This window comes from Herbaspirillum sp., assembly GCF_035644555.1.
GTDB lineage: Bacteria > Pseudomonadota > Gammaproteobacteria > Burkholderiales > Burkholderiaceae_D > Herbaspirillum.
Genome location: NZ_DASQOH010000062.1, coordinates 14,973 through 28,086 on the forward strand (window position 1 = coordinate 14,973; position 13,114 = coordinate 28,086).

The following is a 13,114-nucleotide window of genomic DNA, read 5'->3' on the forward strand; positions in this document are numbered from 1 at the left end:
GGACATAAAAAAACGGGAGCCGAGGCTCCCGTTGTTCATTGGCTTGCTTGCAGCAGCTCAGGCCTTAGTCCTCAGGCCGCTTGTGCCAGGGTGCCGTCATTTTCCTTCAACTGGCCGCCCAGGGCGTCCACCAGCGCGGCCAGCAGCTTGGCCAGTTCGCCGCTCATCAGCATGAAATCGCCGTCGAAGCGTTCGTCGTCGTTCTTGCCGGCGATCTCGCTGTCTTCCTTGAGCACATCCAGCGGCGCAATGCGCTTGACCGACAGGTTCTCGGTCAGCACGAAGGACACCTTGTCCGCCCAGGTCAGCGCCAGACGGGTGCATTGCTTGCCGGACTCGATATGGCGGCGGATGTCGTCCGCTTCCAGGGTGTGACGGACATAGCGCACGGTGGCCTTGCTCTCGGCGGTGGAGCGCAGTTCGGTATCCTGGTCCACGGTGAAACCGTTGGGGGCTTCATCGCTGACCAGCCAGTCGGTCATCGCCGCGCCTGGCGACATGACCGTGCGCAGCGTTTCCAGCGGGAACTTCGGAATGGCCTTGAACAGCAGTTTCAGGACTTCCTCGGCCTTGGAGGGCGAGCCGGCATCGACCAGCAGCCAGCCATTGACCGGATCGATCCACACCCAGGTGCTGCGTACCACGGAAAAGGCGCGCGGCAGCAGCTCATCGGTGACCTGCTCCTTCAATTCCTTGGTCTGCTTGCGGCCGGGCGGGAAGCCCTGCTGTTCTTCCAGCTCGGCGGCGCGGGCCTTGGTGACCTGGTTGATCACGGTCGAGGGCAGCAGTTTCTTTTCGGTATCGAGCTTGAGCAACAGCTGGCGGTTCACCACGTGCACCAGCCTTTCGTTGTTGCGCGGCGGGACCCAGCCCTGGCTTTGCATGTCCAGGCTGGAGCAGGCGGTGAAGGCCTGCGGAGCCAGCTGGGATTCGAGTTCGTCGGCATTGATCGCCCACGGTGCGGGCAGACGATAGATCTGTAGATTCTTAAACCACATAGGCTTCCGGGGGCAGGGGTAAAAGGGGAGATTTTACACGTCCCTCCCGGCACAAGCGATGTCGGATTGTCCATCTATGGCCCTGAATTCTCCGGGGCTTCTCCCCGCCCCCCAACGCGCGCGATGGTCAGGATGAGAAGGGCAGTTCCGCTTGTACCGCCGGCGAGGCCGCGGCATGTTCATCCCGTTTCGACAGCGCGCCCACGCGCACGCCCAGCAGGCGCAGCTTCTTTTCCAGCGGCACGCGCTTGAGGCATTCTCCGGCCGCCTGGCGGATGAGGGCGGCATCGCCGGTTGGCAACGGCAAGGTCACATCCCGCGTGACGCCCTGGAAATCGGCGTACTTGAGCTTGATGCCGATGGTGCGTCCGACATAGCCCTTGCGCTTGAGATCGTCGGCCAGCTTCACGCAGAGCGCAGTAAAGATTTCCGACAGTTGGGCACGGTCACCGCGGGCGTGCAGGTCGCGTTCGAAGGTCGTCTCGCGGCTGATGGACTTGGGCTCGGAATAGGTCTGTACCGGCCGCTCGTCGATACCCCGGGCCACCCGTCCCAGCCATTCCGAATAGCTGCGCCCGAAATGCGCGCGCAGCATTTCGGGCGCGGCGCCTGCCAGATCCGCCACGCTGTCGATGCCCAGCGTGGCCAGCTTTTCCGCTGCCTTGGGGCCGATGCCGTTGATCTTGCGGACTGGCAAGGGCCAGATGCGGCGCTCGATGTCGTCGCGGGTGAGAATGGTCAGGCCGTCGGGTTTGTCCAGTTCGGAGGAAATCTTGGCCAGCATCTTGTTGGGCGCCACCCCGATCGAGCAGGTCAGTGCCGTGGCCGCGTGGACCGCTTCCTTGATCTGCCTTGCCACCTCATGCGCAGTATCGGGCCAGGCCGAGAGGTCGATATAGATTTCGTCGATGCCGCGATCCTCGATCAGTGGCGCGATTTGACGTACGGCTTCCTTGAACAATCGTGAATACTTGCGATACGCCTCGAAGTCGGTTGGCAAGAGAATGGCATCCGGGGCCAGCTGCGCTGCCTTCATGATGCCCATGGCCGAGAACACGCCCAGCGCCCGCGCTTCATAGGTGGAGGTGGTAACCACCCCCCGCCCGGCGTAGTCGCGCATGCGGAAATACTGGCGGGTGCCATCGGGCAGTTCGAGCGGACGGGTGGCCGAGCCGCCGCCGATGACCACCGCCTGCCCGCGCAGGTCGGGATAGCGCAGCAGTTCCACCGAGGCATAGAAAGCGTCCATGTCGAGGTGGGCGATACGACGGTCTTGGGCCATGGGATTGCGGCGGATCGAAAGAGGGGAGCTCAGTAATGCGGCGGCTTCTCATTGGCCGCAGCTCGGTCCTGGCTGCTGTCGGACAATTCCCTGAAGCGCTTGGCCAGTGCATGCAGGAGCATCTCCAGTTCCTCGATCTTCTTTTCCTGGCGATAGACGGTGCGGTTGAGCTCGTCCACCAGGTCTTCCTGATGGGCGAGCTTCATCTCGATGTCGATAAGACGTTCTTCGTTGATCACTTGTATCCTTCCTTGTAGGGGGTGGCCAGTCCGGCCTCCCGGCCCTCGCTCTTGAGCCAGCGGGCCGCGCCGTGGCCCGCGGCGTGGCCGGTGGCGAAGCAGGCGGTGAGCAGGTAGCCGCCGGTGGGGGCTTCCCAGTCCAGCATCTCGCCGGCGCAGAAGACGCCAGGCAGGGCGCGCAGCATCAGCGCATCGTCCAGCGCCTCGAAGCCGACGCCGCCGGCGCTACTGATGGCTTCGGCAATCGGACGGGGTCGCAGCACCGGCAGCGGCAGCGCCTTGATGGCACGCGCCAGCTTGCCCATGTCGGCGAAATCTTCCTTGCGCATCAGCTCGCGCAACAGGCCGGCCTTGACGCCCTTGAGATGCAGGCGGCTCTGCAGGTGGCTCGACAAGGAGCGCGCGCCGCGTGGATGGGCCAGTTCGGTTTCCACCTTTTCCAGCGGCCAGTCCGGCAGTAGGTCCAGGTACAGGCGCGCCGATCCCTCCGCGGCGATACCCTCGCGTAGCGCCGCCGACAGGGCATAGACCAGCCCGCCTTCGATGCCTTGCGCGGTGATGATGAATTCGCCCCGGCGGTTCTGCATGCCGCCGTTGGGCAGCGCCACGCTGGCCACCACCGGCTTGACCGGTTCGCCGGCGAAGCGCTCGCGGAAATGCGTGCTCCAGTCCAGTTCGAAGCCGCAATTGGAGGGCAGCAGCGGCGCCACTTCCACCTGGCGCGCCTGCAGCAGCGGCACCCAGCTGCCATCCGAACCCAGACGTGGCCAGCTGGCGCCGCCCAGGGCCAGGACCACGGCATCGGCGCGCACGCTGGTTTCACCTTCCGGACCAGCCAGGCGCAGGCTGCCATCGTCATGCCAGCCCAGCCAGCGATGGCGCATGTGCAGGTGCACCCCGGCCTCGCGCAGGCGATGCAGCCAGGCGCGCAGCAGCGGTGCTGCCTTCATCTCACGCGGGAAGACCCGGCCGGAACTGCCGACGAAGGTCTCGATGCCGAGCTCATGGATCCACTGGCGCAGGCGATCGGCATCGAAGCGACGCACGAAGGGCGCCAACTGCTCGCGACGATTGCCGTAGCGCGGCAAGAAATCCGGCTGGGGTTCGGAGTGGGTGATGTTCATGCCGCCGCGCCCGGCCAGCAGGAACTTGCGTCCGGCCGAGGGCATGGCGTCATAGACGTCCACGGTCAGGCCATGGCCGGCCAGCACTTCGGCCGCCATCAGTCCGGCCGGGCCGGCGCCGATCACGGCCACCCGGGGAGTGCCGGGGCCGTTGGTGGGGAGGGTCTGCATCTGTGTCATGCGCGGGATGATACCGCCCGCCTGCGGTCAGCGCACGTGCTCGCTGCAATCGTGAGGGGTCAGCGGCGATGGGGCGCGCTGTACTTGTTTTCCATTCGCGCCACCACCAGCGCCAGGCAGATGGTCATGGAGAAATACAGCACCGAGATGGTGATATATGGTTCCCAGTAGCGGGCATAGGTGCCGGCCACGGTACGGGCCGCATACGCCAGTTCGGCCAGGCCGATGGCCGAGACCAGGGACGAATCCTTCAGCAGCGTGATGGCTTCGTTGCCCAGCGGAGGCAGCATGCGGCGAAAGGCCTGGGGCAGCACCACGTAGCGCATCGTCAGGCCGTAGTTCATGCCCAGGCTGGCGGCGGCATAGGACTGGCCGCGCTCGATGGACTGGATGCCGGCGCGGAAGATTTCCGAAATGTAGGCCCCGGCGTTGAGCGACAGCGCCACCGTACCCGACAGGAAGGCGCCGTAGTCCTGCTTGATGGTGCGCGCCAGCTCGCCCGTGATCAGGAGGCCATGCTCCTGCTGGATCAGCAAGGGCATCACCGCGAAGTGGATCAGCATGATCTGCACGAACAGTGGTGTGCCACGGAAGAAGGCCACATAGAAGTCGGACAGCCAGCGCAGGCATTTGAGCGGCCACTTCCAGGCGCCGTGTTGCACCTCGGCCAGGCGCAGCATGCCCACCAGCAAGCCGATCACGGTACCGATCAGGATACTGATCAGGGACACCTGCAAGGTCATGAGAACGCCCTTGGCGAACAGCGGCGCATAGCCTTGGATGATGCTCCAGCGGAAATCCATGTCGGACTCGATCGGTGATTGAAGAAATCGGGTGTCGAAAATGCAGGACGGCGGCATGGCGCCGCCGTCCTGTCTTGGCAGCGGTCTGCTTACTTGCCGAAGTATTGTGCGCTGATGGCGGCGAAGCTGCCATCAGCCTTCATCTCGGCCAGGCCCTTGTTGATCCTGGCCAGCAGTTCCGGATCATCCTTGCGCACGGCGATGCCGTAGTCTTCCTTGGGGAAATCCGGATCGGTGACGGTGCGCAGCTTGCTGTTGGGGTTGTTGGCGATGTAGTTCTTGACCACCGGCTCATCGGCCACGACCGCATCGACGCCGCCGCTTTCCAGTTCCTTCAGGGCCAGCGGGGTCGAGTCGAAGCGCTTGATCTTGGCGCTGTTCTTGCCCAGCACCTGCTGTACCAGTTCGTCACCGGAGGTGGCGCTCTGGGTACCCACGGTCAGGGGCTTCAGGTCGGTCATCTTGCTGACCTTGGTATCAGCGGCCGGCAGGGCGATGGTCTGGGTGGCCACGAAGTAGGGCTCGGAGAAGGCCACCGATTTCTTGCGCTCGTCGGTGATGGTGATGGCCGAGATCAGCAGGTCACGGTCGCCCTGCGCCAGGAAGTTGAAGAAGCCTTCGAACGGGGTCGGCACGAACTTGACTTCGATACCGATCTTCTTGGCCAGCGCCTTCATGATGTCGATGTCGAAGCCGACCACTTCCTTCTGTTCGTTTTCCGAGGAGAAGGGCGCATAGGCCGATTCCACCCCGACCACGTACACGCGTGCCGGGGTGGCCTGCGGCGCGGCGGCAGCGGCGCTCTTGTCTTCCTGCTTGCCGCAGGCAGCCAGGCCCAGCATGCCGACGAAGCCGGCGGTCAGCGCCAGCGCGCGGGCGTGGCGGGAGAACATCTTGATCATCTTGTGGATTTCCTTGTCTGGAATGGTTGGGCGGAGCAAGGCGGCACGCGCGGATGGCACAGCCGGTGGTGTTGCTCCGGTGAAACTCGGGGATTTTTTAGTAGGCGGCATTTTAAACCGCGAGACGGCCGGGGCGGGCGCTTGCACATCAAATCCGGGCAAATCGCACAATTTATGTGCGTGTGGACCACATTTTTGCCACGTTTTGAACACCCTGGCGCGGCCAGGCTCAACTTCCTTCCGGCGTCGGACGAGGTTTCTGCAACAAGGCCTTCAGGTTGGCCAGCCGCGCCTGGGGCGTGATCTTCTCGCTTTCCTGCGGCACTGCCTCGCCTTCGTCCAGCCGCATCTCCTTGACGAAGCGCGAAATCTGGCATTCGATCACTTCCTTGGCGCGCTTGCGGCGCTTGCACCAGGACAGGTGCAGCGAGCGCTGGGCGCGGGTGATGCCGACATACATCAACCGGCGTTCTTCTTCCACGCGTGCGGCGGCGGCTTCGGGCGGGGTATCGGGGTCGCCCTTGTGCGGCAGGATGCCTTCTTCCACGCCGACCAGGAACACGTGCGGAAACTCCAGTCCCTTGGAGGCGTGCAGGGTCGACATGCGCACCGCATCCTGCTCTTCATCGCGGCCTTCGAGCATGCTCATCAGGGCCACCATCTGGGTGATCTCCAGCAGGTTCTTTTCCTCGCCGTCGCCATCACGGCCACCGCAGGCGCGTTCCTTCAGCCAGTTGATGAAGTCCACCACGTTCTGCCAGCGTGCCTGGGCGGCGCGCTCCTCGAAGCTGTCATAGAGGTAGAACTCGTAGTTGATGGCCTCCATCATGTCGTCCAGCACGCGGCCGGCCTCGGCACCGCTGCCGGAGGGGCCGGGTCGGGTGGCGCGCGATTCAAGCGCATTGATGAAGTCGCAGAACTTGCGCAGCGGCAGCAGCTGGCGGTCGGTCAGCTTGTCTTCCAGTCCGCCCTTGTAGACGGCCTCGAACAGCGAGCACTGCCACTGCCCGGCCAGCGTGCCCAGCACTTCCAGCGTGGCCTGGCCGACGCCCCGGCGCGGGGTGGTGACGGCGCGGATGAAGGCGGGGTCGTCATCCTGGTTGGCGATCAGGCGCAGGTAGGCAATGATGTCCTTGATCTCGGCGCGGTCGAAGTAGCTCTGTCCGCCGGACATGACGTAGGGAATGCGTTCGCGCCGCAGCGATTTTTCCAGGATGCGGGCCTGATGGTTGCCGCGGTACAGGATGGCGTAGTCGGCGAACTTGGCGCGCCGTTCGAAGCGGTGCGCCGAGAGGGTGATGGCGATCTGGTCGGCCTCGGCTTCCTCGTCATCCATGGCCATCACGCTGATCGGATCGCCCAGGCCGTGTTCCGACCACAGCGTCTTGTCGAACAGCTTGGGGTTGTTGGAGATGACCGCATTGGCCGCCTGCAGGATGCGCGTGCTGGAGCGGTAGTTCTGCTCCAGCTTGATCAGGTGCAGGTTGGGGAAGTCCACGCCCAGCAGCTTGAGGTTTTCGATGGTGGCGCCGCGCCAGGCATAGATGGCCTGGTCGTCATCGCCCACGGCGGTGAACATGGGCTTCTTGCCCACGCCGGTGACCAGCAGCTTGACCAGTTCGTACTGGCAGGTGTTGGTGTCCTGGTATTCATCGATGAGCAGATAGCGCAGCTTGCGCTGCCAGCGGTCGCGTACTTCCTCGTTGCTGCGGAACAGTTCCACCGGCAGGCGGATCAGGTCGTCGAAGTCCACTGCCTGGTAGGCCTTGAGCGTGGCGACATAGCTGCGATAGATACGGGCCGCCTGGGCCTCGTCCTCGGTGCGGGCGTTCTTCTCGGCCAGTGTCGGATCGACCAGGCCGTTCTTCCACAGCGAGATGGCGTTCTGGATGCCTCGGATGATGGCCTTGTCGGTGGTCACCGCCAGTTCTTGCACCAGGGAAAAACAATCGTCGCTGTCCATGATTGAAAAGCGGTCCTTCAGCCCCAGATGCTTGGACTCCTGCCGCAGTATCTTCACCCCCAGCGAATGGAAGGTCGACACCGTGAGGTGCTTGGCCTGTTTCGGGTCCTTCAACAGCTTGGCGATGCGCTCCTGCATTTCCAGCGCAGCCTTGTTGGTGAAGGTCAGCGCGGCGATGTTGCGCGATTCGTAACCGCAGTTCTCGATCAGGTGTGCGATCTTCTGCGTGATCACCCGGGTCTTGCCCGAGCCGGCCCCGGCCAGCACCAGGCAAGGTCCGGCCATGTAGTGGACGGCTTCGCTTTGTGGCTTGTTCAGGCCGAAGGAGGGAGCGGACATACGGATCGGATCGGCGGTGGCGGGGGATGGCAGAGAGGCGCCATTGTAGCAGCCCGGCCATCCCCGCCGGACGGTGCTGTGGGACAATGCGCGCATGGCGCCCCACGGCGTGGACAGACTAAACGAGTGCAATCATGAAATTCAACCACCTCATCCAGATCAACGATCCGCTCAATCCGCTGATCGATCCCCTGAGCCGCGAACAGCTGTGGCGCGGCCTGGTGCTGCGCGCCGAGTCGCCGGGCCTGTTCATGCCGCACCTGGATGATTGCCGGCTCTCAGAGAAGAGCCTGGACAGTGTGCGCCGCGAGCTGCGTTATGGCGAGCTGGTGATCATCGACAAGGTGATCTACCTGCCGCAGATCCAGGTGCTCTACGAGGTGCCGGCGCAGGGCGAGATTCCCGCTTCGCGCATGAGCATGACCATCGAGGAGCCGCAGGCCGAAGTGTTGTTCGTGCGCTTCGAATACGACGACGGCCAGCCCGAGGATGTCACCGGCGAAGAGGCCTTCTATGACAACTTCCGCCGCTCCGCCTACCAGGAGGCCGATATCGATACGGTGCGCATCATCCGGGAACTGACCCAGCGCGGAAACCTGCACTGAGCCGGCAGCCCCCGGCGGCATCGGCCAGCAAAAAGCGCGACTCCTGCGGAGCCGCGCTTTTTTTTTCGGAGGTTGCCGACGCTCAGGCCAGCAGCCGTCCCAGTGCGCCGTTGACCAGTGCGCCGCCGATGACCAGCCAGGCGAACAGCACTGCACCCAGGATCATCGGCTTGATGCCGGCGCTGCGCAGGGCCGAGAGGTGGGTCGACAGGCCCAGGGCGGCCATGGCCATGGCCAGCATCAGGGTATCGATCTGCAGCAGAACCTGGTTGACCTGGGCCGGCAGCGGGAAGAAGGAGTTGAAGATGACCACGCCGATGAAGGCGAAGGCAAACCAGGGAATGGACAGCTTGCGATGCTGGTGCTGGTGACCCGAGCTGTGTGGGGCGACCTTCATCGACAGCATCAGCAGGAAAGGCGCCAGCATCATCACGCGGACCATCTTGGTGATCACCGCCACGTCGGCTGTGTGCTGGTCGATGGAGCGCGCTGCGGCCAGCACCTGCGCCACTTCATGCACGGTGGAGCCGATGTAGACGCCGAAGTCCGGCAGGCGCAGGCCCCACACCGGTTCGGCCTGCAGGGTGTAGAGCAGCGGATAGAGGAAGATGGCCAGGGAACCGAAGATCACCACCGTCGATACCGCCACGGTGACTTCTTCGCTGCGCGCGCGCAGCACCGGTTCGGTCGCCATCACTGCGGCTGCCCCGCAGATCGAACTGCCCGCGCCGATCAGCAGCGCGGCATCGCGATCCAGCTTCAAAAGCCGGGTACCGACCAGCCAGGCCAGGCCGAAGGTGGACAGCAGCATGGCCGCATCGATCACCACGCCGGAGATGCCGACATGGGCGATGTCCTGGAAGGTCAGGCGAAAGCCGTACAGGATGATGCCGGCGCGCAGCAGCGTCTGCTTGGAAAAGCGCACACCCTCGCCACAGTAGGCGCCCATGCGGGCGTAGACGGTATTGCCCAGGATGATGCCCAGCACGATGGCCACCGTCAGTGCCGAGAAGCCGTGGTTCTGCAGCCAGGCGATATCGCCCAGGCGCATGGCCGCCCAGGCCACCGCGCCGGACAGCACGAGGCCGGCCAGCGCCGGATGCAGGGGGGAAGTTTGGGTTGCGGTACGCATGATGTTCTCCACGCCGAGGTGTTCGAAGGATCGGGTCTGTCGATGGAGTGCACTTTACGTGGCCGGGCTATAAAAGAAAAACGCGTTATTTTGATAATATCTACCTACTAGATAGGTAAATCCGGCTTTCTTCCCGGATGCCGGGAATCCCACGGGGGAAATCATGAGAATCACGCTCAGACAATTGCAGATCTTCCTGGCCGTGGCCCAGTCGGGTTCGACCACGGCCGCAGCCGGGCTGGTCGCCTTGTCGCAATCGGCCGCCAGCGCCTCGCTCAATGAGCTGGAGAGCCTGCTGGGGGTGCAATTGTTCGACCGGGTCGGCAAGCGCCTGGTCTTGAACGACAGTGGCCGCCAATTGTTGCCGCAGGCGCGCCACATGCTGGATGCGGCGCATACCATCGAGCGCCAGTTCAACAATCCCGGCGCCGGCAGCGAGCTGCACCTGGGTGCCTCCACCACCATCGGCAGCTATCTGCTGCCGTCCATGATCGCGGCTTATCGCCGGGATCACACTGGCGCGCGGGTACGGGCTCTGGTGGCCAATACCGCCGACATCGTCGATGCGGTGGTCAATTTCGAGGTCGATGCAGGCCTGATCGAAGGCCCCTGCCATGCCGACGACGTGCAGGTCGAACCGTGGATGATGGACGAGCTGATCGTGGTGGCGGCGCCCGGGCATCCCATCGTCACGGGCGGGCGCAAGATCACGCTGAAGATGTTGCGCGAGGCCGACTGGCTGTTGCGCGAGGCCGGGTCGGGCACGCGCGAGGCGGTCGAGCATGCCCTGATTCCCTATCTGCACCACTTGCCGTCGTCGTTCGAATTCGGCAATTCGGAGGCGATCAAGCGCGCCACTGCCGAGGGCCTGGGTATTAGTTGCCTGTCGCGCTCGGTGGTGGAGGACCTGATCGAGTCCGGCAAGCTGGTCGAGCTGGACACTCCGTTGCCGACCTTGCGCCGGCATTTCTACATGGTGGTCAGCCGTCACCGGGCGCCATCGCCCAGCCTGGCCGCGCTGCTCTCGTTCTGTCGCGGGTGGGCGCAGCAACCTGCGCGCTGAACCCGCGCCGCCGCATCAGATCGGCTCGAACACGCCGGCACTGCGGTTCTTGGCGACCTTGTTCCAGGCGAAGATGCGCCCGTTCATCGCCACATACACACCCGCTGGCAGCACCTGTGCCACGCCGCAGGCAAAGCCGAAATTGAAGAGGGCATCGGAATTGGCGATCTCGTAAGGGATCATGGCGCCGGTCAGCACCACGGTCTTGTCGCTCAGCGCCTGGCCCAGCACCTGGGCGGTCTGCTGCATGGTATCGGTGCCGTGCACGATGACAATGGCCTGTTGCGGCGAGGCCTGGCAGGCCGCCAGTACGCGCTGGCGATCGCCATCCTGCATCTCCAGCGAATCGAGCAGACGCAGCGTTTCCAGCGACACTTCGGTGGTGATGCGGGCACGGGCGATGACGTCCGGCAGGTGGCTCTCGCCGAAGCCGAGCTGGCCTGCGATTTCGTCATAGTGCTTGTCGAAGGTGCCGCCGGTGGCGATGATGCGCAGGCTCATGGTGTTCCTATCTTCTACTGGTCAAAAAATTGTCGGGGAAGGCGTTCGCGGATCAAGCAAGGAACGCTCCAATGGCGCGGGGAACGGCAGTTCCGGCGCGGGCCAGCCGCTATCTTACACGCAGCGGCAACGGTTTCCCCGCCTGGCTCGACAGTGGCGCACGCGTCGCGGCCTGGTCGCCAATGCGATTCTGCAAGGACATCTATAATGGTTCGGATATGAAACCTTTGGCACCCGGCACCGTTATCTTCCACCGCCATCGCGGCTATGGCGTGATCGTGCTCGTCAACCTGTTGACGGGCTGGATTTCTGCGCGCTTCGGCAGTGAAGTGCGTACGCTGGATCTGAACCTGTCCTCCGACGAAGTGCAGCACGCCGATGGCACACCCATCCTGTTCCGTCGCACCCCCCCGGACCGCATGCCGCATGCCCGGCTCATGGAGATGGTGCGAGAACTGCATCGCGCCGGCTATCAACGGCTCTATCTTTACAGCTGGCCCAAGCCGTCCGGGCTGCACTGGCGCTGGCATCTGTTCAGCGGCCCGCGCAACTGGATCGAGCGGCCCTGGCGGGAGGGCTGGTATGGTTCGGGCGCCGATTACAACTTCAATCCGGTGCTGGGCTGGGGCGACGGTCCCTCGGCCTCGCCCCAGGAACTGGCACGCCTGCTGGCGCAGTTCGATCCGCACGGGCTGGCGCAGGCGCTGGGCGAGGACCAGGAGCACGCCAACTGGTTTGAGCTGGTGTGCGCCACCTTGTTGCCGGATTATGCGTTCAGCCTGGGCTGGCACTACAACGGCAGCATGCCGGAGCATCTGCCGGTGATCCCGGTGCGGCGCAACGTCCCCGAGTATGCGGGACCGCCGCTGCCCTGGCCGCCGGGCTGGCGGCATCTGTGGAAGTCAGGCGGCCCGATGCCGCAGTCGGTGTATCAGCCGCCGGTGCGCATCATTCATCGCATCACCCCAGAGCCTCAGGATTGAGTACGTTGGCGGGTTTGCCGGCGGCATAATCGACGATGTTCTGGAAGGCGGCGCGGAAGTAGAGTTCGTAGCCGTCCTTTTCCACATACCCCAGGTGCGGGGTGGCCACCACGTTATCCATCTTCAGCAGGGGGGAGTCCACCGGCAAGGGTTCGCGCTCGAAGACATCGAGCCCGGCCAGGCCGGGGAGTCCTGCCGCCAGTGCGGCTTCCAGCGCGTCCGGCTCGACCAGCTCGGCGCGGCTGGTGTTGACGAAGCAGGCCGTCGGCTTCATCAGCGCCAGGTCGGCCGCCTTGACGATGCCGCGGGTGGCGTCGTTCAGGCGCAGGTGCAGGCTCAGTACATCGGCCTGGGCGAAGAAGGCTTCCTTGTTGGCAGCGGCCTGATAGCCATCCTTGACTGCCTGTTCGCGGCTGGCCTCGCGGCCCCACACCAGTACCTGCATGCCGAAGGCGCGACCATAGCCTGCCACCATGCGACCGATCTTGCCGTAGCCCCAGATGCCCAGCGTGCGGCCCTTGAGTGCCGTGCCCAGCAGGTTCAGGTGCGGGGTGGGCGAGACCTGCTGCCACGCTCCGGCACGCAGCGCGCTGCAATACTGCGGTACCCGGCGCATGGCCGCCATGATCAGCGCCCAGGTCAGTTCGGCCGGCGCGGTCGGGTCGCCCACGCCTTCGACAATGGCGATGCCGCGCTCGGTGGCGGCAGCCACGTCGACATGGCCACTGACCTTGCCGGTCTGCGAGATCAGCTTGAGCAGGGGCAGCTTTTCCAGGACGGGTCGGGTCAGGGCAGTGCGTTCGCGGATCAGCACCACGGCGTCGAAGGGTGACAGGCGCGCGACCAGTTGGCCGGTGCCGCGGATGGTATTGGTGAATACCTTGACGTCGTGGCCATCGAGCAGGCTGAAGCAATCGAGGTGGCGCACTGCATCCTGGTAGTCGTCGAGGATGGCGATCTTCATGAGGGTCTCCGTGGCAGTCTTGCGGGGCTGCGCCGG

General features: G+C 64.4%; 13 protein-coding genes. 3 read left to right on the forward strand and 10 right to left on the reverse strand.

All coding sequences use genetic code 11. The annotated features are described in order from the left end of the window. Positions 1-71 precede the first annotated feature (71 nt). From VE092_RS17240 to VE092_RS17270, 7 genes are all read right to left on the reverse strand, one after another. Entirely contained in the window at positions 72-998 is a 927-nt protein-coding gene (locus VE092_RS17240) for a recombination-associated protein RdgC (protein ID WP_324878855.1), read from the reverse strand. Between the two features lie 127 nt (positions 999-1,125). Further along, positions 1,126-2,280, reverse strand: a complete 1,155-nt coding sequence (gene dinB, locus VE092_RS17245) for a DNA polymerase IV (protein ID WP_324878857.1) — start codon at positions 2,278-2,280, stop codon at positions 1,126-1,128. A 29-nt stretch (positions 2,281-2,309) separates the two neighbouring features. Next, a complete protein-coding gene (locus tag VE092_RS17250; RefSeq protein ID WP_414653508.1) occupies positions 2,310-2,486 on the reverse strand; it encodes a SlyX family protein in 177 nt (58 codons plus the stop codon). Positions 2,487-2,515: 29 nt separating this feature from the next. Continuing rightward, entirely contained in the window at positions 2,516-3,814 is a 1,299-nt protein-coding gene (locus VE092_RS17255) for a TIGR03862 family flavoprotein (protein WP_324878861.1), read from the reverse strand. A gap of 68 nt (positions 3,815-3,882) precedes the next feature. After that, positions 3,883-4,626 carry an amino acid ABC transporter permease gene (locus VE092_RS17260; RefSeq protein ID WP_324878863.1) on the reverse strand — a complete coding sequence of 248 codons (744 nt, stop codon included), beginning with the start codon at positions 4,624-4,626 and terminating at the stop codon, positions 3,883-3,885. A gap of 89 nt (positions 4,627-4,715) precedes the next feature. Next, positions 4,716-5,528: a basic amino acid ABC transporter substrate-binding protein gene (locus VE092_RS17265; protein WP_324878865.1), complete on the reverse strand. Its 813-nt coding sequence runs from the start codon at positions 5,526-5,528 to the stop codon at positions 4,716-4,718. Positions 5,529-5,757: 229 nt separating this feature from the next. Further along, complete coding sequence (locus VE092_RS17270) at positions 5,758-7,830, reverse strand: UvrD-helicase domain-containing protein (RefSeq protein WP_077236217.1); 2,073 nt, start codon at positions 7,828-7,830, stop codon at positions 5,758-5,760. 134 nt (positions 7,831-7,964) lie between these two features. Between VE092_RS17270 and VE092_RS17275 the strand changes: the two genes are divergently transcribed. Next, the gene (locus VE092_RS17275; RefSeq protein ID WP_324878868.1) at positions 7,965-8,435 is read left to right on the forward strand and encodes an SRPBCC family protein; all 471 of its coding nucleotides are present in this window, start codon (positions 7,965-7,967) and stop codon (positions 8,433-8,435) included. Positions 8,436-8,517: 82 nt separating this feature from the next. On the opposite strand, the gene VE092_RS17280 is transcribed toward VE092_RS17275, so the two are convergent. Then, positions 8,518-9,567: a YeiH family protein gene (locus VE092_RS17280; RefSeq protein WP_324878870.1), complete on the reverse strand. Its 1,050-nt coding sequence runs from the start codon at positions 9,565-9,567 to the stop codon at positions 8,518-8,520. A gap of 163 nt (positions 9,568-9,730) precedes the next feature. On the opposite strand from VE092_RS17280, the gene VE092_RS17285 reads away from it, so the two are divergent. Continuing rightward, the gene (locus VE092_RS17285; protein ID WP_324878872.1) at positions 9,731-10,630 is read left to right on the forward strand and encodes a LysR family transcriptional regulator; all 900 of its coding nucleotides are present in this window, start codon (positions 9,731-9,733) and stop codon (positions 10,628-10,630) included. A gap of 15 nt (positions 10,631-10,645) precedes the next feature. On the opposite strand, the gene VE092_RS17290 is transcribed toward VE092_RS17285, so the two are convergent. Next, on the reverse strand, positions 10,646-11,131 hold the full coding sequence (locus VE092_RS17290) for an asparaginase domain-containing protein (RefSeq protein WP_324878874.1): 486 nt from the start codon (positions 11,129-11,131) through the stop codon (positions 10,646-10,648). A 218-nt stretch (positions 11,132-11,349) separates the two neighbouring features. On the opposite strand from VE092_RS17290, the gene VE092_RS17295 reads away from it, so the two are divergent. Beyond that, positions 11,350-12,114 (forward strand): L-asparaginase, encoded by a 765-nt coding sequence (locus tag VE092_RS17295; RefSeq protein WP_324878876.1) that lies wholly within the window; start codon positions 11,350-11,352, stop codon positions 12,112-12,114. On the opposite strand, the gene VE092_RS17300 is transcribed toward VE092_RS17295, so the two are convergent. Further along, positions 12,092-13,078: a D-2-hydroxyacid dehydrogenase family protein gene (locus VE092_RS17300; protein WP_324878878.1), complete on the reverse strand. Its 987-nt coding sequence runs from the start codon at positions 13,076-13,078 to the stop codon at positions 12,092-12,094. The two genes, VE092_RS17295 and VE092_RS17300, sit on opposite strands and share 23 nt — an antisense overlap. Between the last annotated feature and the right edge of the window lie 36 nt (positions 13,079-13,114).

Coding starts and splice junctions, on each gene's coding strand:
- VE092_RS17240 (WP_324878855.1), bottom strand. CDS start 998: ATGTGGTTTAAGAATCTACAGATCTATCGTCTGCCCGCACCGTGGGCG.
- VE092_RS17265 (WP_324878865.1), bottom strand. CDS start 5,528: ATGATCAAGATGTTCTCCCGCCACGCCCGCGCGCTGGCGCTGACCGCC.
- VE092_RS17260 (WP_324878863.1), bottom strand. CDS start 4,626: ATGGATTTCCGCTGGAGCATCATCCAAGGCTATGCGCCGCTGTTCGCC.
- VE092_RS17275 (WP_324878868.1), top strand. CDS start 7,965: ATGAAATTCAACCACCTCATCCAGATCAACGATCCGCTCAATCCGCTG.
- VE092_RS17250 (WP_414653508.1), bottom strand. CDS start 2,486: ATGAAGCTCGCCCATCAGGAAGACCTGGTGGACGAGCTCAACCGCACC.
- dinB (WP_324878857.1), bottom strand. CDS start 2,280: ATGGCCCAAGACCGTCGTATCGCCCACCTCGACATGGACGCTTTCTAT.
- VE092_RS17285 (WP_324878872.1), top strand. CDS start 9,731: ATGAGAATCACGCTCAGACAATTGCAGATCTTCCTGGCCGTGGCCCAG.
- VE092_RS17300 (WP_324878878.1), bottom strand. CDS start 13,078: ATGAAGATCGCCATCCTCGACGACTACCAGGATGCAGTGCGCCACCTC.
- VE092_RS17270 (WP_077236217.1), bottom strand. CDS start 7,830: ATGTCCGCTCCCTCCTTCGGCCTGAACAAGCCACAAAGCGAAGCCGTC.
- VE092_RS17290 (WP_324878874.1), bottom strand. CDS start 11,131: ATGAGCCTGCGCATCATCGCCACCGGCGGCACCTTCGACAAGCACTAT.
- VE092_RS17295 (WP_324878876.1), top strand. CDS start 11,350: ATGAAACCTTTGGCACCCGGCACCGTTATCTTCCACCGCCATCGCGGC.
- VE092_RS17255 (WP_324878861.1), bottom strand. CDS start 3,814: ATGCAGACCCTCCCCACCAACGGCCCCGGCACTCCCCGGGTGGCCGTG.
- VE092_RS17280 (WP_324878870.1), bottom strand. CDS start 9,567: ATGCGTACCGCAACCCAAACTTCCCCCCTGCATCCGGCGCTGGCCGGC.